Annotated in this window: 21 protein-coding genes and 1 pseudogene; 13 read left to right on the top strand and 9 right to left on the bottom strand. The window is 31.9% G+C overall.

Annotation, left to right across the window (positions count from 1 at the left end):
• Window positions 1-58 precede the first annotated feature (58 nt).
• On the top strand, window positions 59-745 hold the full coding sequence (locus tag FHG05_RS14050; protein WP_140998735.1) for a TIGR02117 family protein: 687 nt from the start codon (window positions 59-61) through the stop codon (window positions 743-745).
• 17 nt (window positions 746-762) lie between these two features.
• Here FHG05_RS14050 and FHG05_RS14045 read toward each other — a convergent pair whose 3' ends face one another.
• Entirely contained in the window at window positions 763-1332 is a 570-nt protein-coding gene (locus tag FHG05_RS14045; protein WP_140998734.1) for a hypothetical protein, read from the bottom strand.
• Between the two features lie 109 nt (window positions 1333-1441).
• On the opposite strand from FHG05_RS14045, the gene FHG05_RS14040 reads away from it, so the two are divergent.
• Entirely contained in the window at window positions 1442-2365 is a 924-nt protein-coding gene (locus FHG05_RS14040) for a winged helix-turn-helix domain-containing protein (protein ID WP_140998733.1), read from the top strand.
• Between the two features lie 77 nt (window positions 2366-2442).
• Here the strand turns inward: FHG05_RS14040 and FHG05_RS14035 are convergent, their stop codons facing one another.
• Window positions 2443-3279, bottom strand: coding sequence for a zinc-ribbon domain-containing protein (locus FHG05_RS14035; protein WP_140998732.1), 837 nt, complete (start codon window positions 3277-3279; stop codon window positions 2443-2445).
• 270 nt (window positions 3280-3549) lie between these two features.
• A complete protein-coding gene (locus tag FHG05_RS14030; RefSeq protein ID WP_140998731.1) occupies window positions 3550-4032 on the bottom strand; it encodes a hypothetical protein in 483 nt (160 codons plus the stop codon).
• Window positions 4033-4248: 216 nt separating this feature from the next.
• Here FHG05_RS14030 and FHG05_RS14025 point away from each other — a divergent pair, with 216 nt between their 5' ends.
• Entirely contained in the window at window positions 4249-6105 is a 1857-nt protein-coding gene (locus tag FHG05_RS14025; protein ID WP_140998730.1) for a DNA topoisomerase IV subunit B, read from the top strand.
• 70 nt (window positions 6106-6175) lie between these two features.
• On the top strand, window positions 6176-8872 hold the full coding sequence (locus tag FHG05_RS14020) for a DNA gyrase/topoisomerase IV subunit A (protein WP_140998729.1): 2697 nt from the start codon (window positions 6176-6178) through the stop codon (window positions 8870-8872).
• A gap of 50 nt (window positions 8873-8922) precedes the next feature.
• On the opposite strand, the gene FHG05_RS14015 is transcribed toward FHG05_RS14020, so the two are convergent.
• Entirely contained in the window at window positions 8923-10785 is a 1863-nt protein-coding gene (locus FHG05_RS14015; protein ID WP_140998728.1) for a serine hydrolase, read from the bottom strand.
• Between the two features lie 214 nt (window positions 10786-10999).
• Here FHG05_RS14015 and FHG05_RS14010 point away from each other — a divergent pair, with 214 nt between their 5' ends.
• The 9 genes and pseudogenes from FHG05_RS14010 (at window position 11000) to FHG05_RS13970 (ending at window position 22729) form a co-directional block, all read left to right on the top strand.
• A complete protein-coding gene (locus FHG05_RS14010) occupies window positions 11000-11362 on the top strand; it encodes a hypothetical protein (protein ID WP_140998727.1) in 363 nt (120 codons plus the stop codon).
• A gap of 88 nt (window positions 11363-11450) precedes the next feature.
• The gene (locus FHG05_RS14005) at window positions 11451-12284 is read left to right on the top strand and encodes a DUF3347 domain-containing protein (RefSeq protein WP_140998726.1); all 834 of its coding nucleotides are present in this window, start codon (window positions 11451-11453) and stop codon (window positions 12282-12284) included.
• A 99-nt stretch (window positions 12285-12383) separates the two neighbouring features.
• Window positions 12384-12863 (top strand): DUF305 domain-containing protein, encoded by a 480-nt coding sequence (locus FHG05_RS14000; RefSeq protein WP_140998725.1) that lies wholly within the window; start codon window positions 12384-12386, stop codon window positions 12861-12863.
• 3 nt (window positions 12864-12866) lie between these two features.
• A complete protein-coding gene (locus tag FHG05_RS13995) occupies window positions 12867-13430 on the top strand; it encodes a helix-turn-helix domain-containing protein (RefSeq protein WP_140998724.1) in 564 nt (187 codons plus the stop codon).
• A gap of 79 nt (window positions 13431-13509) precedes the next feature.
• Window positions 13510-16026 carry a heavy metal translocating P-type ATPase gene (locus FHG05_RS13990; RefSeq protein ID WP_140998723.1) on the top strand — a complete coding sequence of 839 codons (2517 nt, stop codon included), beginning with the start codon at window positions 13510-13512 and terminating at the stop codon, window positions 16024-16026.
• Window positions 16027-16029: 3 nt separating this feature from the next.
• The gene (locus FHG05_RS13985; RefSeq protein ID WP_140998722.1) at window positions 16030-17037 is read left to right on the top strand and encodes a DNA topoisomerase IB; all 1008 of its coding nucleotides are present in this window, start codon (window positions 16030-16032) and stop codon (window positions 17035-17037) included.
• A 29-nt stretch (window positions 17038-17066) separates the two neighbouring features.
• A pseudogene (locus FHG05_RS13980) lies at window positions 17067-19329 on the top strand (multicopper oxidase domain-containing protein).
• Window positions 19330-19488: 159 nt separating this feature from the next.
• On the top strand, window positions 19489-20934 hold the full coding sequence (locus tag FHG05_RS13975; RefSeq protein WP_140998721.1) for an alkaline phosphatase PhoX: 1446 nt from the start codon (window positions 19489-19491) through the stop codon (window positions 20932-20934).
• Window positions 20935-20998: 64 nt separating this feature from the next.
• A complete protein-coding gene (locus FHG05_RS13970; RefSeq protein ID WP_232338098.1) occupies window positions 20999-22729 on the top strand; it encodes a cytochrome-c peroxidase in 1731 nt (576 codons plus the stop codon).
• Between the two features lie 43 nt (window positions 22730-22772).
• On the opposite strand, the gene FHG05_RS13965 is transcribed toward FHG05_RS13970, so the two are convergent.
• From FHG05_RS13965 to FHG05_RS13945, 5 genes are read right to left on the bottom strand one after another with little or no spacing between them, the layout of a single operon-like run.
• On the bottom strand, window positions 22773-23627 hold the full coding sequence (locus tag FHG05_RS13965) for a TerC family protein (RefSeq protein ID WP_140998719.1): 855 nt from the start codon (window positions 23625-23627) through the stop codon (window positions 22773-22775).
• Window positions 23628-23678: 51 nt separating this feature from the next.
• Window positions 23679-24062, bottom strand: a complete 384-nt coding sequence (locus tag FHG05_RS13960; RefSeq protein ID WP_140998718.1) for a DNA topoisomerase IV — start codon at window positions 24060-24062, stop codon at window positions 23679-23681.
• 28 nt (window positions 24063-24090) lie between these two features.
• The gene (locus FHG05_RS13955; protein WP_140998717.1) at window positions 24091-24672 is read right to left on the bottom strand and encodes a DUF1572 family protein; all 582 of its coding nucleotides are present in this window, start codon (window positions 24670-24672) and stop codon (window positions 24091-24093) included.
• Window positions 24659-24886 (bottom strand): DUF6095 family protein, encoded by a 228-nt coding sequence (locus FHG05_RS13950; RefSeq protein ID WP_140998716.1) that lies wholly within the window; start codon window positions 24884-24886, stop codon window positions 24659-24661. Before FHG05_RS13950 ends, FHG05_RS13955 begins: the two co-directional genes overlap by 14 nt.
• A 4-nt stretch (window positions 24887-24890) precedes the next feature.
• Complete coding sequence (locus tag FHG05_RS13945; RefSeq protein WP_140998715.1) at window positions 24891-25595, bottom strand: hypothetical protein; 705 nt, start codon at window positions 25593-25595, stop codon at window positions 24891-24893.
• Window position 25596 lies beyond the last annotated feature (1 nt).

Genomic DNA, 25596 nt, shown 5'->3' with positions numbered 1-25596 from the left:
ATTACTTTCAAATATAGTGTGTTTTTTTAGTTTAGTTTTGTGAAAAAATATTCGAATAATGAAAGTAGTCAAAAAAAGCATACGATTCCTATTAAAAACAGCCCTAGGTATAGCAGTTTTTTTATTGTTGTATGGCTTGATTGTTTTTATTACTTCAATTATTCCTGTGAATAAGAATAAATCTTTAGATACTCATAATACTATTCCGGTTTATATACTTTCTAATGGAGTGCATACAGATATTATTGTACCTTTAAATAATAGTATTAAAAATTGGTCCACATCTATTTCTTATTTACATACCAAAGCTCAAGATAGTACAAGACAGTTACTCGCTTTTGGATGGGGAGATAAAGGATTTTATCTAGACACACCTACGTGGGCAGACTTAAAAGCATCCACAGCCATAAAAGCCGTAACAGGAATGAGTTCTTCTGCAATGCATATCACTTTCTATAAAGAATTAGAAGAAAATGAAAATTGTAAAAAAATATTAATTACAGATAAAGATTACCAACTGTTAATTGCGTACATAGAAGATAGCTTTTCAGTTGATACAAATCAAAATATACAACGCATTGGAACACATTCTTACGGAAAATATGATGTTTTCTATGAAGCGAAAGGCAGTTATAGTTTGTTTTACACGTGCAATACTTGGGCAAACCAAGCCTTAAAATCGGGTAATCAAAAGGCAGCGCTTTGGACAGTTATAGATAAAGGAATCTTTTATCATTATGAATAAACTCCTTTACTATTATTTTAACATCTATCTATTTCAAATTTTACATTGCCTTTTTCAGATTTAATCATAACTGGAATTTTTTCTAAAGTACATCGAGGTTCAATCGTAAACTGAATATAACCTCTTACCATAAAATCTTCTGAAGTCTTTATTTCTAACTGTTGTTTGTAATAGGTATTTTGACGAATCCAATCAGATGACTGATTATTTGTTGCTTCTGAATCATTTTCTGTAATTAGAAGAGGTGTTTCTATAAGATTACTTTTTAATGAAAAGAAAGGAGTTTCATCTAGAAAAAAAGTAAACTTACCCTTGAAATCTTTTTTACTATTTGTGGAAGCGTAATACGCATTATTATAGAGTAGCATTTGAATCTCTAACTCATAAATTTGGTTACTCGTTTGATGGGCATCTAATTTTATATCATATGAATTTGGTGCGGGTTTTGGACCAAAATTAAATACGGAATCTTTTTGAGAGTTTATTTCTTCACTAGGAACTAATGCTAAAGTAGCTTCTGTTTTAGCAGGATCTGTTTTACAACTAAATAATAACAAAAAGCAGCAACAAGATAATAATGTTTTCATTTTTTATTTTTTTAAAGTGATTAAAATTGAACCAACCTAATTTGTTTAAGATTGATATTGTAAAACTAAAACTCAACAAGACCAAAAGTGTCAAAAAAATGTCAAAAAAGTGTCAATAGCTGTAAAATTTCGTAAAATTATATGTTATTTGCATCCCATGATGAATAACTGTACACCCTATTTCCTTAAATTTTTAATCGTAATTGGATTGCTTCTAAGTTTGGTTTCATGTACAAAGGAATCAAATGGAGATACTTCTAGTTTGATAAAAGTGGCTTTACGCGATGTGGGCCATCAATTATTATTAAGTAATCAAGATACAATATCTGTAATAAAACCAGTAGTTACTCTAGATAGTTTTGAATATCAATTGTCGTTTGAAGAAGAATTAACGATACAACCTGATAGTTTAGTAAACTTAATTAAGAATAGTTTTTTAAAAGCCAATTTGCCAAAAAACTATTTAGTTGAAGTGCTTCAATGTAAAGATAGAGAAGTGGCTTACAGTTACCAAATGGAACAAAATATAGAAAAAAGCATTATTCCTTGCGGTGGAAGACAATTAAAAAAAAGCTGTTATCATATAAATGTTCGATTTACCAAAAAAACTGAAAAAGCAAATAGCAATAATTCTTTTGTTAGCTTTTTGTATAGTTTCTTTTTCGTGTTTTTTGGAATTATAGCACTTGTATATTTCAAACGCAAAGCTAAACTTGTTTCTTTTGAAGAGGATGAAAATTATACAATCATTGGAAAATATAAATTTTATCATGGACAAAACAAACTGATTAAAGAAACTACAGAAATAAGCCTCTCCAAAAAAGAATGTGAGTTGTTGACTATTTTTATGGCTCAACCGAATCAAATTATTAAACGTGAGGAATTAACTAAAAAAGTTTGGGAAGACCATGGTGTTTTTGTAGGAAGAAGTTTAGATACTTATATTTCCAAATTACGTTTAAAACTGAAAGAGGATGCTACAATTAAATTACTGAATATTCATGGCGTAGGATATAAATTAGAAATCAATTAAATAAAAAAATACCTTTTTCTAAGCATTTCAGAAAAAGGTGTTTTTTAAAAGGATTCATTTTGGTGTTTCTCTTAATTTTATTCCTCAGTATCTTCTGTTGCTGTATCTTGGTTCTTTTCTTTTACTTTCAATTTTGTATCATAAAAAGGTAATAAAAGTTTAGAATCAGCAAATTTACCGCCTAAATCTGATCCTTGAGGGGTTTTTACTAAAAGCATATTCCATTTGCCATCAACAGCTATGTAAGTTTGATATTTTTTCTCCTTTGTGATAAAATCAAGACAGTTCTGAACGGCATAAACCAATTCTTTTCGAGAAGAAGGTTCAATTTTTTTCATGTCTCCTACTTTTAGTAAAATGAGTAACTTGTCTTCATTAATTTTAGAGTAATATCTAATCTGATCCATATCAATACCTTCTATTGAAATATCGACACAAGTCTTTATATAAAAGGAAAGAGAATCGGTTTTTTTGTCTGGATTGTTTCTAGTTTTAGCAATATCATCTTGTAAATATTCAGATCGAACATCATCCATAGATTCGTCAATTTCATCTTTATTGAAAAGATAACCAATTAACATGGATAGTGTAGAAAATATTACAAAAGCAAAAATAAGTAAACAGCCACAGCCTTGCCACGTTGGCGATTTTGGTGGATCAGCTTCTTGACTTTTAACGAGACTTTGTTTAATAGTTTCATTTAAATCTGATTCAGCATACGATTTTTTACAATGGCTACATTCTAAAATGGTGGTTTTCCCAACAGGTAAAAACGGAATCCAAAAAATATGAAAATAGCGTGAATAGGTAGTTGCAATTAATGTGTTTTGATTGTTACAATTGACACATTCTGTGTTGTCTTCAAGAACTTTTCTGTGAATTCTTGTAGCTCTGGTTCCAAAAAGAAATAACATAAATAAGGGGCTTAATTTTAGCTAAAATAGAAAAAAAATAGTACAAAAAAATTTTTATTTGTAAAAGTGAGATACAAAAAGGGTATGCCTAGTAAAAGACAAAACTACATTCAAGTTAAAAATAAATAATAAGTCGCTTAGTTTTTTGCAAAAAGGTTAGATACCAATATTTCTAAATTATGCCTTAAATTGAAAGAAGATGCTTCAATTAAATTGCTTAATTTTCATGGTGTAGGATATAAGTTGGAGATTAATTAAAAATTTAATAGGTTACTTTTTTTGAATAATCCCTTTATAAAAGACTATTTCATGTTCTTCATAATCATATAATACACTCTCGCCCATTTGTTCTACTAATTTTTTATGATGACGATATTTATCTCTAATCTCTGTTAATGTTCTTTTTGATTTTAAAATTCCAATAAAATTCTTTTTATTATCATCTGTAAATACTAAATAACTTCCATAATTTGAAGTGATATTTGAGATGCCAATGTTGTTAAATTTGGTTTGGTTAAGTTCTGGAACGACTTCTTCAAATCCTTTGACGAATTCATTGTTACGCATAATTTTTATAAAATCCCATCTTTCTTGATAGAGCTTTGCTAAATATGCTCTATTGTTTTGACAAGATTCTTTATGAAATGTGGAATACGTTATTTCAGTTTCTAGACAATGTGAAAGTAATTCAATAACAATTGGATTATTATTACTACTAATTAGTTTTATTAATTTATCAAAATCTTTCTGCATTTTAAAGCTGTTTTTGCCATTCTTAAACTTGGTACAAATTCCAGTAGTGTTGATCAAAAGTATTAAAAAAACAAATTGTAATTCTTTTCTCTTTCCTCTTTTTTCTTTTCTCTTTTTTCTTTTTTGTTTTAAAACCCTTTTGTCAATAACTTATAAAATACAGACTTTCATTTTTTAAAGAGAAATAGTATATTGCACAAAATCCAAAATCTGTTTATGCTAGAGCAAAATCAATATACCGAAGACAATATTCGTTCACTCGACTGGAAAGAGCATATCCGTATGCGTCCAGGTATGTACATTGGAAAATTGGGAGACGGATCCTCACCAGACGATGGAATTTATATCTTACTCAAAGAAGTTATCGACAACTGTATCGATGAATTTGTTATGGGTGCTGGTAAAACCATTGAGGTAACCATAAAAGATAAATTAGTGACCGTGCGTGATTATGGTCGTGGTATTCCTTTAGGAAAAGTAGTGGATGTAGTTTCTAAAATGAATACTGGAGGTAAATACGATTCTAAAGCCTTTAAAAAATCGGTTGGTTTAAATGGTGTGGGTACCAAAGCGGTGAATGCCTTGTCCAACTACTTTAGAGTGGAATCGGTACGTGATAACCAGCAAAAAGCAGCAGAATTTTCAGCTGGTAATTTAACAACAGAAGAAGAAGTAGTTGAAACTACAAAACGCAAGGGAACTAAAGTTTCATTTGTTGCCGATGAGACTATTTTTAAAAACTATAAGTATCGTAATGAATATATCATTAAAATGCTTAAAAACTATTGTTATTTAAATCGCGGTTTAACGATTTATTACAATGGAGAGAAATTTGTATCGGAGTATGGATTAAAAGATTTACTTGACGAAAACATTGCAGAAGAAGATATGGTGTATCCCATTATTCATCTGGAAGGTAATGATATTGAAATCGCCTTAACGCATAGTAAATCACAATATTCTGAAGAATATCATTCGTTTGTAAACGGACAAAATACGACGCAAGGTGGAACGCATTTAGGTGCTTTTAGAGAAGCGATTGTAAAAACAATTAAAGAATTTTATAATAAAAATTTTGAAGCTTCCGATATCCGAAAATCCATTGTCTCTGCGATTTCAGTAAAAGTAGAAGAACCCGTTTTTGAATCGCAAACCAAAACCAAATTAGGTTCTACTGATGTGGGACCAAAAGGACCTACAGTGCGTACGTTTGTCAATGATTTTGTAAAAACCAAACTAGATAATTTCTTACATAAAAATCCGGAAACGGCAGACGCCTTGTTACGTAAGATTTTACAAGCAGAACGCGAAAGAAAAGAACTTTCTGGTATTCGTAAGTTGGCCAAAGACAGAGCCAAAAAAGCCAGTTTACACAATAAAAAACTACGTGATTGTCGCGTGCATTTAACCGATGCTAAAAATCCAAGAAGTTTAGAAAGTACGCTTTTTATTACGGAGGGAGATTCGGCTTCTGGATCAATTACGAAATCACGAGATGTGAATACACAAGCGGTTTTTAGTTTGCGCGGAAAACCTTTGAATTCGTATGGAATGACCAAAAAAATTGTGTACGAAAACGAAGAATTCAATTTGTTGCAAGCTGCTTTAAACATTGAAGAAGATATGGGTGATTTGCGTTATAATAATATTGTTATTGCAACCGATGCCGATGTCGATGGAATGCACATTCGCTTGTTATTAATCACCTTCTTTTTACAATTTTTTCCAGAATTAATAAAAGACGGTCATTTGTATATTTTACAAACGCCATTATTCCGTGTGCGTAACAAAAAAGAAACCATTTATTGTTACACTGATGAAGAAAGGGTTAATGCGATTGAAAAATTAAAACCAAAACCAGAAATTACCCGATTCAAAGGATTGGGAGAAATTTCACCCGACGAGTTCAAACATTTTATTGGAGACGATATTCGTTTAGATCCTGTTATGTTGGATAAAGCCACTTCCATTGAAACTTTACTAGAGTTTTATATGGGGAAAAACACACCAGACCGACAAGATTTTATTATCAATAATTTGAAAGTGGAATTGGATGTAATTGAAAAGGAATAGTTCGCAGCTTACAGTTTAAAAGTGCAATTTATTGTCAACTTTTAACTGTTAACCGTTAACCAAAATATAAATGAAAGACGAAGAAGAAAACGTAAACCCAGACGAGCAAAACGAATTAGGAAACGAATCTCAAGAAACGGAAGGCTTTGATGACATCAAAACATCAGGGCATCATTTCTACGAAAACAACGAAAATCCAGAAGATACCATTACAAAAGTAACGGGTATGTACAAGGATTGGTTTTTAGATTACGCTTCGTATGTAATTTTAGAACGTGCTGTTCCAGCTATTGAAGACGGTTTTAAACCTGTACAACGCAGAATTATGCATTCCATGAAAGAGTTAGACGATGGTCGTTACAATAAAGTGGCGAACATTGTTGGACATACCATGCAGTATCATCCGCATGGTGATGCGAGTATTGGTGATGCCATGGTGCAAATTGGTCAGAAAGACTTGTTAATTGATATGCAAGGAAACTGGGGAAACATTCTTACAGGAGATAGTGCTGCAGCTTCTCGTTATATTGAAGCACGAATTTCTAAGTTAGGTCACGATATTTTATATTCTCCAAAAATTACTGAATGGGGACTTTCTTATGACGGTCGTAGAGCAGAACCGATTAATTTACCCGTAAAATTCCCTTTGCTCTTAGCACAAGGAGCAGAAGGTATTGCGGTAGGTTTGTCAACCAAAGTATTGCCACACAATTTTAACGAATTGATCGATGCTTCGATAAAAATATTAAAAGGAAAACCGTTTACCTTATATCCAGATTTTCCTACCGCTGGTATTGCTGATGTTTCTAATTATAACGATGGTATGCGTGGCGGTCGTGTAAGAGTTCGTGCCAAAATCAGTCAGTTGGACAAAACCACTTTAGTCATTTCTCAAATTCCTTTTTCTACGAATACATCAACCTTAATTGATAGTATTTTGAAAGCCAATGAAAAAGGGAAAATTAAGATTAAAAAAATTGAAGACAATACAGCTGCTGAAGTAGAAATTTTAATTCATCTTCCAGCAGGTGTTTCTCCAGATAAAACGATTGATGCGTTATATGCATTTACTGCTTGCGAAACTTCTGTAGCACCTTTAGGTTGTGTAATTGAAAATAATAAACCGTTGTTTATTGGTGTTTCAGATATGCTGAAAATTTCAACGCAAAGAACGGTGGAGTTATTGAAAAGAGAGTTGGAGATCCAATTGGATGAATTGGAAAACAAGTGGCATTTTTCAACTTTAGAGAAGATTTTCATTCGTGAAGAAATGTACATCGATTTTAAATTGTATGGTGATAGAGAATCATTGTATGAATACTTATATAAGCGTTTCGAACCGTTTAAAAAAGATTTTGTACGTGATATTCATGATGAGGATTTACAAAAATTAACGCAAATTCCAATGATACGTATTACGCGTTTCGATTCTGATAAGGCTGAAGATGCTATCGCTAAATTAGAAGCAGAAATGGAACAGGTAAAACACGATTTGGAGCATATTATTGATTTTACGATTGCATTCTTTACCAAATTAAAAGACAAATACGGTAAAGGTCGTGAAAGACAAACCGAATTAAGAAGTTTTGATACGATAGAAGCGACCAAAGTAGTCTTGCGAAACACCAAATTATTTGTCAATAGAGAAGAAGGGTTCCTTGGAACAGGATTGAAAAAAGATGAGTATGTTGCCGATTGTTCTGATATCGACGATGTGATTGTTTTCCTTAGAGATGGTCGCATGGTAATTACTAAAGTAGACGACAAGAAATTCATTGGTAAAGACATCATCCATATAGCTGTTTTCGATAAAAATGACAAACGAACCATTTATAATGTAATTTATAGAGATGGAAAGAACGGTGCAACCTTTATAAAACGATTTAATGTTTCGGGTGTAACTAGAGATAAAGAATATCATGTTACCCAAGAAAAACCTGGTTCACAAATTTTATATTTTTCACACAATCCAAATGGGGAAGCAGAAGTGGTAACCATACTTTTACGTCAGGTGGGAAGCATCAAAAAACTGAAATGGGATTTAGACTTTTCTGAAATTTTAATCAAAGGAAGAGGTTCTAAAGGAAATACGGTTTCTAAGTATCCAATCAAAAAAATCGAATTAAAAGAAAAAGGAATTTCAACCCTTCGTCCTAGAAAGATTTGGTTTGACGATACTGTGCAACGTTTGAATGTAGATGGAAGAGGCGAATTATTAGGCGAATTTAAACCGAATGATCGTTTGTTAATCATCAATCAATCCGGTAAAGTAAAAACTATTATTCCAGAGTTGTCAACTCATTTTGAAGAAGATATGATTGTTTTAGAAAAATGGAAACCAAGTAAACCTATTTCTGCAATTTATTATGATGGTGAAAAAGAACGGTATTACGTAAAACGATTTGTAATTGAAAACGAGAATAAAGAAGAAATTTTTATCACAGAGCACGATAAATCTCAATTAGAAATTGTTTCTACCGATTGGAAACCAATGGCTGAGGTTGTGTTTGCCAAAGTTAAAGGTGTCCAAAAAGAGACCATTCAAGTAAATTTAGAAGAATTTATTGCAGTGAAAGGTATTAAAGCGTTGGGGAACCAATTAACCACTGATAAAATCAAACAAATTAATATGTTGGAATCTTTATCATTTGAAGAACCGGTTGAACCCGAACCAGAAAAGATGGAAGTAAACGATGAAGAATCGGTTTCTGAAGATATTAAAACGGATTTGGAAGATGACGGGCAAATTACTTTAAGTTTAGACTAATAAAAAAAGCTGTATTTCTCAATACAGCTTTTTTATTTTTCATATTTATTTTAGAATAGATCATAATTCGGATAAGCCGATACATTTTTCACAGCCGTTGATAATTCGTTAAGCATTTTACTTAAACTAGAATCATTAGAAGGGGCGTTATTTACAATTATAGCAATACTATAACCACCACCTATTTCAGCCAACCAAGATCTTGATCCACCATGAGCTCCGTTATGATTTTGACGATCTCCAGAAACACTCCAACCGCAAGCATAACCTGGTGATAAAGTTGTATCTTGAGTTAAAATTGCATGGGTACTTGCTTTGATAATATCTGGAGGTGTTGTACTTCCATCTACTTTGCCTAAATATTTTACTAAATCTATTGGTCTCGCTACCCAGCCACCAAAACCAGCCCATAATTGCATATTTTGTTTGGTTTCAGGTGTATAATGTGCTTCATTCGATTTTACACTTCCATTGGCTAAACCAACATACATTCCGGAACCTACACCAGAAGGATTCAATACATTATTACGAATGAACGTTTCATAGGATTGTCCGCTTATTTGTTGGATGATGCATGCCAAGATAAAATAACCTGTATTGGAATACGAATATTTGGTATTAGGATCAAATTTTAATAAATCAGAGGACTTTAATAACATTTTCATGGTATCATCATAGGTTTTGTCTTTGTTCCAAAATTCAGCTTCTCCATTGCAAGTACGTAAACCTGAAGTATGATGTAATAATTGGGAAACCGTAATTTGATTTAATTTAGGTTTGTCTGCAGGAGTTGGATATTTTGAGCCAAGAATACTATTAGGGCCAAATACTTTTTGGTTCATACTAATTTTATTTTGCTCTAATAATTTCATTATTCCAGCAGCAGTAACTCCTTTTGAAATACTCATAATTCGCATCGAATGATTGGGAGATAGGTATTCATTTTTAGATTTATCAGCATAACCATAGGCTTTTGCAAAAACAAGTTTTCCATTTTTAGTAACCGCAAAGGATAAGCCATCTACGCCTTGTGTTTTCATGTAATTATTTGCTGCATTATCTAGTAAGGTTAAATCGGAAGATTTCATAGCTGTATTTGTCCAAAAGGCATTGTATTTATCACCACTGCCGGAAGCAAAAGCATTTACAAATTCAGGAACATAACCTTGGTAATACATATTGTCAAATGTATGTTGGTAATTCACTCTACTTAAACCATGTCTTGCTGCCCAAGCGGGTGTAGCCGATTTTTCCCAAACTGCTGCATATAAATCGGTATTTCCTTTTTGGTAACCGCTTACTGATTTTAAATGGTATCCTTTATTCGTACAATCATCAAATGCTTTTTGATAATCTGCTGCTGAAAGATTATGTCTTGCAATAATAGCTCCTGATTTTTTTTCCCAAAAAGCTAAAAAATATTCTTTTCCATTTACCACATAACCACACACTTGTTGCAATTGATAGCCCAATTTACCATAATCATCGAAGGCTTTTTGATAATCACTAGCAGTCATGTTATGTCTTGCTTTCCAAGCACCACCAGCTCTTTTATCCCAAATAGCAGCAAATTTAGCTTGATTGCCTACTGCATAACCCGATAAACATACAGGTCGATACCCTTTACTTACCTTGTCGTCAAATTCTTTTTGATAATCCGCTGCAGACATACCATGTCGAGCAGCCCAAGCTGGACCAGCCACTTTTTTCCAAATAGCAGCATACAATTCTTTTCCATTACTTGTGTATCCTGAAAGAGAGGTTACACGATATCCTTTCGCATTTAAATTGTTAAATTCAGTTTGATACTGAGCTGGTGTCATAGCATGTCTTGCTACAAATTGAGCTGACATTGTTGTGGTAATAAATAATAGTACTACAACTAAAATTTCTTTTTTAAATAATTGTTTCATTTTTCTTTGTTTATTTACCTGTTGGGGTAATTGATTTTTGTTCGACAAATGTATGTTCCATCCAAGTATGGAGAAAGAGCAAGAATACTGTTTCTTTAGGGTGAATTCCCCTTTTTATTTTGCTGTGTTTTTACGGTTAGTTTAAAATTTTATATTTTGATTAACACCAACTTATTCTTTCAATATCATTTTTTTTGTAAATTTGAATCTACTTATGAAACAGTCTTTTTACATTCTAATAGTACTATGTATTGGATTCTTATGCAATCCAAATAGAAACTATGCTTGTTCAAAAACTGTGGCTAGTGAAAAAACATGTTGTGCTACACCTAAAAGTAAAACGGAAACAAAACAACCTGCTTGTTCTGATCATCAAAAACAAAAAAAATCCTGCTCTGGAAATTGTGACAATACAAATTGTAATGTGACTACAGTTTTTTCAAGTGTTTTACCAAATAACGATTTACTAAAAGTAAGCTGTTTCCTTTTTTTAGAAAGAAAGACCAATTTTAGTTACTTAGAAAAATGCTCAGTCATTCCTTATTTTTCAATTTGGTCTCCTCCTAAAATAGGTTGATTTATAATTATGTCTAGCCATAATTGTGGCTTTTTTACGCTTTTTTTAAAAAGCAATCTATATTATTTATAAATTAACTTTATCAAAAATGAAATCAATTCAAAATAGAATAATGATACTATTACTATTAGTATCGTTCGCATCTTGTAACGCACAAATTAAAAATGAAACTTCAATTACAGAAAGAATTTCAGGTAATTGCGGTATGTGTAAAAAGACCATTGAAAAAGCAGGAAGTATTAAGAACGAAACTGAAGTAAATTGGAACAAAGAAACTAAGTTAGCAACTATTACTTTTGATGCTAAAAAAACAACTAAAGATGCTGTTTTAAAACGTATTGCTTTAGCAGGTTATGATAACAATTCTTATTTAGCTCCAAAAGAAGCATATGATAATTTACCGCAATGTTGTCAATATGAAAGAAAGAATAAGCAGGAAAATGTTGTGATGCCATCTAATACGAAGCATAAAGAAAATTCTGAAGAGGCTCAAACCAATTTAGAAAATGTGTTTGAAATGTATTTCGAATTAAAAGATGCTTTGGTAGATTCCAATTCTAAATTGGCATCTAAGTTAGCTTCTGATTTAGTAGTCCTTATCGAAAAAGTTGATATGCATTCTTTAGGTGCAGAAACACATAACGTTTGGATGGAAAAAAGGATGCACTTAAAAGAAAATACTTCCATTATTGCGAGTTCAAAAAAACTAGAAGAGCAACGAACAAACTTCAAAGCGATATCTGAAAATATCTATGTTTTGATGAAAGCTTCTAAATTGAACAATGCAATTTACTATCAGCACTGTCCTATGGCAAACGATGGAAAAGGTGCCAATTGGCTTAGTAAAGAAAAACAAATTAAAAATCCATATTATGGAGCCATGATGTTATCCTGTGGTAAAATAATTGAAACTATAGAATAATTTAGAATGGGATTGTTGTGCGAATTGTATAACAATCTCATTAAATTTTAAAATAAAAAATAGTAGTTTCTTTTTACTTTTATACATAAAAATATAATTATGGACCAAAATAAGACACGTCAAAATAAAAATCCCTACCTAAAGTTTGCTTTAATTATGACAGTATCTTTTGTAATTATGTATTTGGTTATGTTTTTAAATGTTGCCGAATTCAATCATATTTATAACAGTTTTACCCGAGTTTATATGACTACTTTGATGATTGCCTCGATGGCTATTTCTATGTTATTGTTTATGTGGAAAATGTATCCGAACAAAAAAGTAAATTATGGAATCATTGGTTTTTCAACAATTGTCTTTTTTGGAACCTTATATTTACTGCGAACCCAAACTCCTATCTCAGATATTCAATACATGAAAGCCATGATTCCACACCATTCTTCAGCTATTATGACCAGCAGTAATGTCAAATTTGAAGACCCAGAAGTAAAAAAGTTAGCACAAGATATCATTGAAGCTCAAGAACGAGAAATTGCTCAAATGAAACAAATGATGGAACGTTTGGAAAAAAAACAGTAATACATGAAGCAACTTCATATTAAAAATATGGTTTGTAACCGCTGCATTATGGTGGTTACTTCTGAATTAGAAAAAATAGGACACGCTCTAGTTTCGGTTGAATTAGGGAAAGTAGTTTTTAAAAAAGATTTGACACAAAATGATAAGTTAATAATTGGTAAAAAGTTACAATCGTATGGTTTTGAAATTTTAGATGATGCCAATAGTAAAACAATTGAAAAAATAAAGACACTACTAATCGATTTAGTGCACTATAAAAATAATCAGTTGAAACTGACTTTGTCAGATTATCTATCACAAGAATTGCATCAAGATTATAGTAAGTTAAGCAATTTGTTTTCCAATGTGGAAGGAATTAGTATAGAAAAATATTTTATACATCTAAAAATTGAAAAAATAAAAGAACTCATCGTCTATGATGAACTGACACTTTCTGAAATTGCAGCTGTATTAAATTATAGTAGTGTGGCTCATTTGAGTAACCAATTTAAAAAAGTAACAGGTTTTTCACCTAGTTATTTTAAGAAATTAAAAATAATACAGCGAAAGGAACTAGATCAATTATAAATTTTGCAAAATCTATCCATAATTGTGTAAGCGATTGTTTTTTTGTCTTCCGAAATTTGTATTATAAAATGTAAAGATTATGACTCACAAATATACTATAGAAGGAATGACGTGTTCGGGCTGTGAAGCTACTGTAAAATCCAATTTGTTAAAAGTAGAAAATATTACAGAGGTTACCGTATCAAAAGAAAACAAAGAAGCAATCATTACCATGACTGAACATATTGAGTTGCCAGTTTTGCAAGATGCTTTAGGAGGAAAAGAAAGTAAATATCAAATTTCTATTGGTAATCAGTCATCTAAAAGAACGAAGCTTTCTGATTGTTGCAGTGTCAATAAAGAAAAGCAGCAAAGCAATCATCATCATCACACGCCTGGGAAATATTATTGTCCGATGCATTGCGAAGGTGATAAAGTGTACGGTAAACCTGGTGATTGTCCAGTTTGCGGGATGGATTTAGTGAAACAACCTGAATCAAGTGGAGCAACAAAATATACTTGTCCCATGCATCCAGAAGTAATGGAAGATAAGCCAGGTAGCTGTCCGAAGTGCGGAATGGATTTAGTGCCTATTCAACCCACAGATTCTGAAGAAGAAAAGCAGTATAAAAAGTTATGGCATAAAATGAAAATAGCACTACTATTTAGTATTCCTGTTTTTATTATTTCCATGTCCGATATGATTCCCAATAATCCATTGTATGAACTGATGGATTTAAAAACTTGGAATTGGGTTCAGTTTTTTCTAACGCTACCGGTTGTTTTTTATGCTTGTTGGATGTTTTTTGAAAGAGCTTGGAAGTCAATAGTCAATTGGAATCTAAATATGTTTACTTTAATCGGCATCGGAACAGGAGTTGCTTTCCTCTTCAGTATATTAGGATTACTCTTCCCTTCTTTTTTTCCAGACCAATTTAAAACAGCTGAAGGAAGTGTTCATCTATATTTTGAAGCTACTGCTGTGGTTTTAACTTTGGTTTTATTAGGGCAACTTTTAGAAGCAAAAGCGCATACTAAAACGAATGGAGCGATTAAAGAATTATTAAAATTAGCGCCTACAAACGCAACTATTGTACTTAATGGAGAAGAAAAACAAATTTCCATTCATGATATACAAATTGGAGATACAATTCGAGTGAAACCAGGAGAAAAAATACCAGTAGATGGTAAAATCACGGAAGGAAAAAGTACGATTGATGAATCTATGATTTCGGGAGAACCTATTCCAGTGGATAAACAAGAGAACGATGAGGTGAAATCAGGGACTATCAATGGAAAGCAATCTTTTTTAATGGTTGCTGAAAAAATTGGTTCAGAAACATTACTATCTCAAATCGTTCAAATGGTTTCTGATGCTAGTCGATCCAGAGCTCCTATACAAAATTTAGTGGATAAAATTTCTAGATATTTTGTACCAATTGTTGTTCTTATTTCAGTTATAACTTTTTTCATATGGTGGCTTTTTGGTCCCGAACCTAAATTAGTCTATGGTTTTGTAAATGCAATTGCGGTCTTAATAATTGCTTGTCCGTGTGCTTTAGGATTGGCAACTCCAATGTCAGTTATGGTTGGAGTAGGGAAAGGAGCCAAATTAGGGGTATTGATTAAAAACGCTGAAGCCATAGAAAAAATGGATAAGATAGATGTTTTAATTACAGATAAAACGGGAACCTTAACTGAAGGAAAGCCATCGGTTGAAAAGATAGTGGTAAATGAAGCAAGTGAAAATGAAGTATTAGCAAAAATAGCCTCTTTAAATCAAAATAGTGAACATCCATTGGCAAATGCAATAGTTACGTTTGCAAAAAACAAGAATGTTGATTTCTTTAAAGTAAATGATTTTGATGCTGTTACAGGAATGGGAGTAGTGGGTGAAATTAATGATGAAAGAATTCTATTGGGGAACCAAAAATTATTGGAACAAGAAAAAATTACTTTAGAGCAAACTTTACAAAATGAAGTTACAGCTGAACAAGAAAAAGGTAAAACAGTTTCTTATATCGCTATCGAAGGGAAATTAGTAGGTTATATTACGATTACTGACGCTATTAAAAAAACTAGTTTAGAAGCTATTCAAAAATTAAAAGAACAAGGTGTTTCCGTAGTAATGCTCACTGGTGATAATGAAAATACGGCTCAAGCAGTGGCTACTGAATTAGAAGTTTCAGATTTTAAAGCCAGTTGTTTGCCAGAAGATAAATTGAATTACATAAAAAAACTTCAAGATCAAGGAAAAATAGTAGCCATGGCTGGTGATGGAATTAATGATGCCCCAGCACTAGCGCAAGCCGATATTGGAATTGCAATGGGAACTGGTACAGACGTGGCTATTGAAAGTGCCAAAATTACTTTAGTAAAAGGAGATTTAAAAGGAATTGTAAAAGCGAAAGAATTAAGCCATGCCGTAATGAAAAATATAAAGCAAAATCTATTTTTTGCCTTTATTTATAATTCTATTGGAATTCCAATTGCAGCTGGATTGTTATTTCCTTTTTTTGGAATGTTATTATCTCCTATGATTGCTGCTTTAGCCATGAGTTTTAGTTCAGTTTCTGTAATTGCAAACGCACTTCGATTAAGAACGGTTAAAATATAAAGTATGAAAAAATTGAAATCAAAAAGGCAATTTAAGCTTGTAGACGATGAAGCAATGTCGATTCACAAACGAAAATATGGCAAAGGGTTTCAATATTTCGATGAGGATGGAAAAAAAATTACCAATCAAAAATTATTGAATCGATTTCGTAAGTTAATAATTCCTCCTATGTGGACCGATGTGTATATCTGTAAATGGGATGATGGTCATATTCAAGCCATTGGTAGAGATGCTAAAGGAAGAAAACAATACATTTATCATTCTGCTTTTGAAAAGCAACAACAAGAAGAAAAATTTGCTAAAATGAAAGATTTTGGAACCGCTTTGGAAAGTTTTAGAAAAAAAGTCATAGCAGATGTACAAACTAAGAAATGGAATAAAGATAAAATCATTGCGTTATTGATTTTAATCTTAGATGAAACAGGAATTCGAATTGGCAACAAACAGTATGCTTCTCAAAATGGAACCTTTGGCTTAACTACTTTAAGAAGAAAACATATGCATTTAGAAGATGACCAAATTGTTTTTGAATACAAAGGAAAGAGTAATAAAATAAGACATGTTGAAATTGATGACGCTATTTTAACGAAATTAATTAAAAAATCTTCGGAGTTGCCAGGTTACGAAATTTTTAGATATAAAGACGAATCGGGTTGCTTTCATGCTGTTGATAGTGATGAAGTCAATTCTTACATTCATTCACATATGGGAGAAGCTTTTTCAAGTAAAGATTTTAGAACTTGGGTAGCCACAAGATTAGCTGTTGAATTATATCCTTATGCTTTAGAAGCGATTGCCTCCAGTACCAAAAAGAAGTTCAGTAATACTTTAATTAGAATGGTTGCTGATGAATTAGGGAATACACCCACCGTTTGTAAATCCTATTATGTTCATCCTTCTATTTTACAAAAAATGGAAGCACGCACCTTACCCAATCGATTCTATGAAGATTCAGGTGCTTTGAGTTGGAAATTAACGGCATCAGAAAAAGAATTACTAAAGCACATTTAAACAGAATGTAAAAAAAAAATACTATTCTAATGAAAATAAATATTAAAAAAATATTATATATATTAACTCTATTTTTAATTACTGTAAATAGTGTGGCACAAAAAACAGTGCGTTATGATTTACATATTCGAGATACCCTAGTTACTTTTTCAGGAAAAGGAAAAAGAGCCATAGCGGTTAACGGACAAATTCCAATGCCAACACTAACTTTTACTGAGGGAGATGTAGCTGAAATACATGTTTATAATCATTTAAAAGAAGGAACTTCATTGCATTGGCACGGATTATATTTACCTAATCCCGAAGATGGAGTACCCTATCTAACACAAATGCCTATTGCTCCTGAAACCGAACATGTATATCGTTTTCCAATTGTACAGTCGGGAACACATTGGTACCATAGTCATAGTGGTATGCAAGAACAAATTGGCATGTATGGTTCTCTAATTTTAAAGAAAAGGGCTGATGATCCTACATTCAGAACTGGAATCGATGATATACCTCAAATACCAATTATTTTAAGTGAATGGACGGATTACAATCCAAAGAATGTACATCGTATGTTGCACAATGCTTCCGATTGGTTTGCTATTAAAAAAGGAACAACTCAAAGTTATGCTGAAGCCATTCGAGATGGTCATTTTAAAACGAAATTGACTAACGAGTGGAAAAGAATGTTAGCTATGGATGTAAGTGATGTTTATTACGATGCATTTTTGTTAAACGGAAAAAAAGAAAGCCAATTAAGTCAATTTAAAAAAGGAGATAAAGTCCGATTGCGAATTGCAAACGGTGGAGCATCTTCCTATTTTTGGTTACAGTATGCAGGTGGGAAAATAACAGTAGTGGCTTAATGATGGAAATGATGTGGAACCTGTTGAGGTGGATCGGTTGATTATTGGAGTTTCGGAAACCTATGATGTAATTGTAACGATTCCCAATGAAAATATTTCATACGAATTTTTAGCTACACCAGAAGATAGAACCAATGCTACCTCCATATTTATTGGTGAAGGAGTAAAACAATTGGCTAATCCAATGCCTAAATTAAAGTATTTTGAAGGTATGAAAATGATGAACAACATGATGCATATGGATGGTACTATGGATGATATGGGAATGCAAATGAGTTTTCAAAAAATGGACATGAATACTGTAATGTATCCTGAAATTGCAGGAAACTCTATGAGGAATAAAATGGGTAAACACGAAAAAATGAATGCTAAAGGAATGGAAATGAACCATAGCAATCATAATATGCCTTCTAAAGAATCCAATAGGATAACCTTAAATTATGCGATGTTGAAATCACCTACAAAAACCACATTGTCAAAAGAAGCACCTGTTCGTGAATTGCATTTTGAATTAACAGGAAATATGAACCGTTACGTTTGGAGTATGGATAATAAAGTACTGGCAGAAACTGATAAAATTTTAATAAAAAAGGGTGAAGTGCTTCGGATTACCTTATATAATAATTCCATGATGCGTCACCCCATGCATTTACACGGACACGATTTCAGAATTTTAAACGGGCAAGGAGAATATGCTCCACTTAAGAATGTTTTAGATATTATGCCCATGGAAACAGATGTCATCGAATTTGAAGCAAATGCTGATGGAGATTGGTTTTTTCATTGCCATATTTTGTATCACATGATGGCAGGAATGAATCGTGTTTTTAGTTATGAAAATTCTAAGCCTAATCCTTATCTGACGAATAAAGAAAAAGCATATAAAAAATTGCAAGCTGAAAGTAATCGTTTTCATTTTATGGCAGAAAATGACTTTGCCACTAATGGAAATGACGGTCAAATGATGTTACAAAATACACGCTGGAGTTTGGCTACAGAATGGCGTTTGGGATATAATGATCATCATGGGTATGAATCAGAAACACATATAGGAAGATATATTGGAAGAAATCAATGGTTTATGCCTTTTATAGGTTTCGATGCTCGATATCGTAAATTGGATTATGGCGAAATTGAGAAAAATTTATTTGGTCAAACAAGTACAAAAGACAAGCGATTACAAGCCAGTATTGGATTTGCTTACACCTTACCCATGCTTATTACTTTTCAATCGGAATTGTATCATGATGGTAATGTAAGACTCCAACTTATGCGTGAAGATATTCCCATTTCAAAACGCTTGAGAATGGCTTTTATGGTAAATACAGATAAAGAGTATATGGCAGGTTTCAAATATATTGCTGGTAAAAATATTGGAATAACAACACATTATGACAGCGATATGGGATTTGGTTTTGGAGTGAATTTGAATTATTAAAAGAGAATAAATTCACATTGTGTTAATGAAAAATTAAGTTAGTAACCTTTTTGTAAAGTTTTCATAAACTTCGCCTATACATATAGTAATACTTGATTTACTTTTTGTTTACAATCATAGGGTAATTTTGGACAACAAATAAACAACCCTTTTATTATTATGAAAACAAATTTTAAATCCATTTTTTTACTTGCTTTATCTATTACAGTAGTCTCTTGTAATGATGATGATACAAAAGAAGTAGAAACACAAGAATCTGTTACTTTAAAAAACCATTCACAAACACCAGCTTATTTAGCCAAAAAAACAGGTTTTGAAAGCCTTGAAATTTATTCTTTATTAAGCTCTCAAGATCAGTTGTCTGAATCTCCTAATTTTGTATACGGATCTATGGCTGACGGAATGGGATTAATGAAATTAAGTGATGGAACCTATTCTTTAATTAACAATATTGAAGCAGATTATTCTATCGCAAGAATTTCATTTGACAAAACGTTCAAACCAGTAAAAGGAGAATATATCTTAAATGCAGCTGCAACTGCTAGAACCGCTCAATGTTCTGGATCTTTAATTATGCCGGAAGAGCATGGTTTTGGTCCTTTGTATTTATCTGGAGGCGAATGGGGTGGCGCATCTAAAGGAGTTTTCGCAACCGATCCTTTTAAAAAAGCAGAAGATGCTGAATTAGCTACTTTACTTCCTGCATTAGGACAATGGTCTACAGAAAACGCTGTAGTAATTGGTAAAGATGCATATCCTTCAAAAACAGTAGCTTTTATAGGTGATGATACAGGAGATAACACTACGCCATCTGGTCAGTTAGCTATGTATGTTGGTAATAGAGGAGATTTAGCAAGTGGGAAGTTATATGGTTTAAAGGTAACTCAAGCAGGGATTGATTATGAAATGGATATGCAAGAAGGTGTTACGTATCCAGTAGTATTTGAAGAATATACAGAAAGAACATTAAACGAATTAGAGCAAGAATCTAGAGATAAAGGAATTATGGGATTCTCTAGGGTAGAAGATATTGATTACAGAAAAGGTTCTGGAAGCGCAAATAGAGAAATATATTTTGCTGTTACTGGTAGAAAGAGTACTGCTTTAACAGGTAAAGGAACTTTTTACGGTAGAATTTATAAAGTGGTTTTAGATGCTAATGATCCTAAAGTGGCAACTATTACTTGTGTTTTAGACGGTGATAACTTAACTGGTGTTGCCAGACAATTCCATAGTCCAGATAATATTGTAGTAACAAAAGATTATGCATACATTATGGAAGATCCTAACGGTTATCCTGATACTGCTGATAAAACCCATTTTCCTTATTTATACCAATACAATTTAAATACAAAAGCGTTAAAAGTAGTTTTAGAATGTGACCAAAATACCGCTGCTGCAGCTGGAATGGGATCTGCTTCAAATATATGGGAATTAACCGGTATGATTGATGTATCTGATGTAATTGGAGTGGAAGGAAGTTTCTTAATTTGTACACAAAATCACGGTTGGACGAACAGCGCATTTACAGATGCTGAAGCAATTTCAAACCCAGATAGTTCAGAAGGAAGTCAGTTATTTTTGATCAAAGGTCTAGAGCGTTAATATGATTAAAACATTGAAAAAAAATACTTTAAAGGCTATATTTTTATATAGCCTTTTGGTATTTATGAGTCTTAGTTGTAAAGAAAAAGAAGTGTATGAAACAATTGCTCCTTTACAACAATTAGAAATACAATTTAAAAATGATTTATGGAACGCGGCTTTAGCTTTGGATTCCTTAAATGCTTCAGAAAATATAAACGATAAACACAGTTTCTATTTAAAAGCACGAATGTTTTTTAAAAAGTCGGAACCTGTTTTAGCCTATATCGATGCAGATAATTATACTTTTTTGAACCAGCCTAATCTTTTAAAAGTAGAAGAAGAAGATTTTACGGATATTAAAATAAAAGAATCGAATGGTTTTCAGGTAATTGAAGAATTGTTGTATGAAGATACAGTTGATTTAGAAACTCTAAAAAGACAAGTTGTTAGCGCTAGTACGAAATTTAAATTTTTGCATAAGAACCTTACCTTACAGTTTTTAAAAGAACATCATATTTTATGGATTATCAGAGATGCACTAAACAGAGTGGCTTTAACTGGAATTACAGGTTTTGATTCTCCTGTTTTATCCAATTCATTGGAAGAAAGTAAGATAGTTTACACTTCTTTAAAAGAAATACTGTCTATTTATGAACGTCAATTTCAAAATAAAGATTTGTATCATAATTGGATGAACCAAATTGAAAGTAGTATTACTTTTTTAACAGGGAAAGATTTTAATACGTTTGATAGATATATTTTTATCAAAGAACACACTCATAAAGCTTTGGGAATTTGGAACCAAACCGTAACAGATTGGAATATTACCTTTCCATTCAAGCAACCGATTAACTATGACATAACTAATTTATTTGAAAAGAATACTTTTAATATTAATTACTTTACCGATCAAAAAGAAAATCCATTAGCAGAAGAAAAAGTGCAATTAGGGAAAATGCTTTTCGAAGATAAAACTTTATCTCATAATAAAACGATAAGTTGTGCAAGTTGTCATAAACAAGAATTGTATTTTACGGATGGATTGAGCAAATCTCCTGGAACCACTCGCAATTCGCCTACTTTATTTTATGCAGCCTTACAAAAAGGTTTTTTTCATGATAAAAGAACGGGTAGTTTAGAAGGACAAATTGTAGATGTAGTAAATAATCCAAACGAGTTTCATTTGTCATTAAACGATTTAGAGCAAAGAGTCTTAGAAAATGAAAATTATGTAGCCACTTTTAAAAAAGTATACGCAAAAGAGATTGATAATCATTTAATTCGTAGCGCTATAGCTTCTTACATTATGTCGCTTAGTCCATTCCAGTCTAAGTTTGATTTAAACATGCAAGGTAAAGAAAATACGCTTACGCAAAATGAAATAAATGGTTTTAATGTGTTTATGGGGAAGGCCAAATGCGCAACCTGTCATTTTGCACCTTTATTCAATGGTTTAGTACCAGTAGCCTTTAAAGAATCAGAGTTGGAACTCATTGGTGTACCCAAAACAAAGGATACTTTAACAGCTGTTTTAGACGACGATTTAGGACGTTATGGTGTTTACAAAACGGAACAAAGAAAGTATTTCTTTAAAACGCCTACTATACGGAATATTGAAAAAACGGCTCCTTATATGCATAATGGTGTGTATACTACTTTGGAAGAAATTGTAGATTTTTATAACAGAGGAGGAGGCGTTGGTTTGGGAATAACTTTGGAAAACCAAACCTTGCCTTTCGATAAACTTAACTTAACGAATCATGAGAAAGAGGATTTGGTTTTGTTCATGAAAACACTTACAGATACATTTTAAATAAAAAAACTCCCAAATTTGGGAGTTTTTTTATAGTGTTGAATTAATCTAAAAAATCGTCATTCGTTAATTTCTCATCCATTATTTTACTATTCTTCAATTGAACCGGTTTTCTGTTTTTCTTCATTTTTAAATTTAAAAACTCTACAAATAAAGAGAAGAAAATAGCAAAATATAAATAGCCTTTTGGAATACTATGCACTTCAATATCGTTACCAAATTTAAAGTTTGCCAAGTGCGAGCCTTCTGCTAAAAGCATTACACCAATAAGAATTAAAAAGGACAAACCTAATATTTGAATGGTAGGATGTTCATTAACAAATTTACTTACGGGTCCAGCAAAAGCTAACATTACAACAATTGAAAGAATAATTGCCATAATCATGATTTCTAAGGAACCTGCGTAACCAAAACCAGCTGGTGGTTCCGCAGAACTTACTAATCCAATAGCGGTTAAAATACTATCAAAAGAGAACACGATATTCAATAATGCGATTTGAATAATGGCAGCCGATAAACCACTACTTGCTTTTCCAGCGGTGCTTTCTTCTTCTCCTTCTAATTTATGATGAATTTCAGATACGGATTTGTACAATAAAAACAAACCTCCTCCAAAAATAATCAAACTCTGACCCGAAATACCTCCTGAGAAAAATCCGAAATCAAAATCATAGAAGGATTCTTTCAATCCCATAACCCAAGTAATTCCAAAAAGTAAAATTATTCTGAAAACCATGGCTAATAATAACCCTATTCTTCTTGCTTTTGGTTGGTCTTCTGCTTTTAATTTACCAGAAACAATGGATAAAAAAACAATGTTGTCTATTCCTAAAATAATCTCTAAAAAAGTTAAGGTTAACAGGGCAATCCATGCATCTGGATTTGATAAAATCTCCATAGTGAGTTAATTTATTTGTTGCGAATTGAAATTAAAGTTGTTAAACGTAAATTATTCCTTTTTTGTTACAGAACCACGTTGTTTTTTTGTTTGTCCAACGATATTATACTCAAAAGTATATCCTTTTGCATTGGTAGTCAGTATCTTTATCTGTACTGCATTTTTTTCACTCATCGATTTGGGATTGATTTTTTTAAGAATACATTCACAATCATTTACCCATCGAACCGAAGAGGTGTCTTTATGACCTCTAAACGTCTCAATTTGAATGGAATCGTTACGTTCAAAATAGGAAGTTTCTAGTTTGCCTTCAATTTCACGAGTAAATTCAAAATTTCCTGTTTTGAAATCTTTGCAATTGCGTTCTTGTTCATAACAAGAAACTAAAAAAAAGGGCACTAAAAAAAGAAAGAGAGTATGTTTTTTGATGCGCATTTGTAATTTAATATTGATTTATAAAAGGTTATTGCAGTTTCTTAAGTTCGTCGTCTGTAAAATGCTTCAATTCTTTTTCTTTGGAAAATTTATCAGTATTGTATTCGTTGGACTTGTTTTTTGGAATCGATAAACTGTTCCATTCCGTTTGTTTTAACATTTTGGCATAAAAAACAATTTGTCCCACATGATAAGGATAATGAGCTAATTGCCTGTTAATAGCGTCTAAAGCCGTCTGACCTTCATTTCGAATGTAAATAATTTTAGATAAATCTTCAGGTTGCAAACTGTGAATTGCATTAAAAAAGCATTGCCATCCTTCTTCCCAAAGTTGAAGTAAACTCTTTTTATCTTGGTTTTCAAAAAGGGCATCAAATTCTTCATCTCTTTTTCGCCATTCTTTTTCGCCATCGGTTGTTAAAAAATCAGTCCAACGCGACAACATGTTGCCATGCATGTGTTTGATAATAGTAGCAATGGAGTTAGTATCATAATTTGGAGTAATAAATAACTGTGAAGTTTCTAACTGATCGATTGCTTTTTCGGCAATGGTTTTGTAGTACAGCATTTGTTTTTTAACGCTTTCTAAATAGATGTTACTTGTTTCCATCGAATAAACTTTTCATGATAATATTAATTCCTTTAAACCCAAGATAAATAGCAATAGCACTAATGAGAATTCCAATTGCTAAAACATAAGGATAATACGGACTTTCCTCGTTTTTAAACGAACTATTAATAACAATTGGTCCCATAAATAAAAGGGGTAAAGTACCAGATAAGTACTTAATTCCTTTTGCAAGTAATTTTCTATCTGTTGCCATAATATTATTCTATTGGTGGTGGAGGTGGAGGTTCTAGAATCCTGTAGCCAACACCTAAATAAATACTAGATTTTTCTCTTTTTATACTTTCGATTTCTTTTTTTGTGAGTTCGCAAATAGGTTTACCAAATTCTTTTTGTGCGATTTCTTCATAATACAATTGATACCCTTTTTGAATGCCGATAAAAGCCTGTTCTATAGCTTCTTTATTTGTTGTTAAATCCCAATTTAGAAGGCAATTTTCTGCATAGTTATAATCGGTATCTGGTTTTTTTAAAAATTCATGAATATAATTTGCTATTGAATCATTTGCAATAAGTCTTTCATTGACTAAAACCTGATTATCTCGATTGATTAAAACACGAGTAAATAATCGTCCACCACATACTATAGGGCAACTTTTACAATGATTAAAAAGTGTTACATTCACCGTTTCATTAGTACTTAATTTTAAAAGAAACTCGTGGGTTTTACAACAGGTTTCTCGATTCAGTTTTATCGTTATTTCTTCTAAGATATCTTCTCGATATTGGTTGTAATCAATAGATATTGTGGGTAACGAATCAGGAATACCTAAAAGATATTTTTCATTGGAACAATATTGAAACGTTTTATTAGAAAACAAAAAATAACCACTCACTAAAAAGATAGTAATTAAGGAAGCAAAAAGAAAGCCTTTGCTATTATAATATTTTTTTCTTTTTCTCAAA

Source organism: Flavobacterium profundi (genome assembly GCF_006491645.1).
GTDB classification, from domain to species: Bacteria; Bacteroidota; Bacteroidia; order Flavobacteriales; family Flavobacteriaceae; genus Flavobacterium; species Flavobacterium profundi.
Note: the sequence above shows the minus strand (reverse complement) of the source record. Positions and strands in the feature narration are given on the sequence as shown.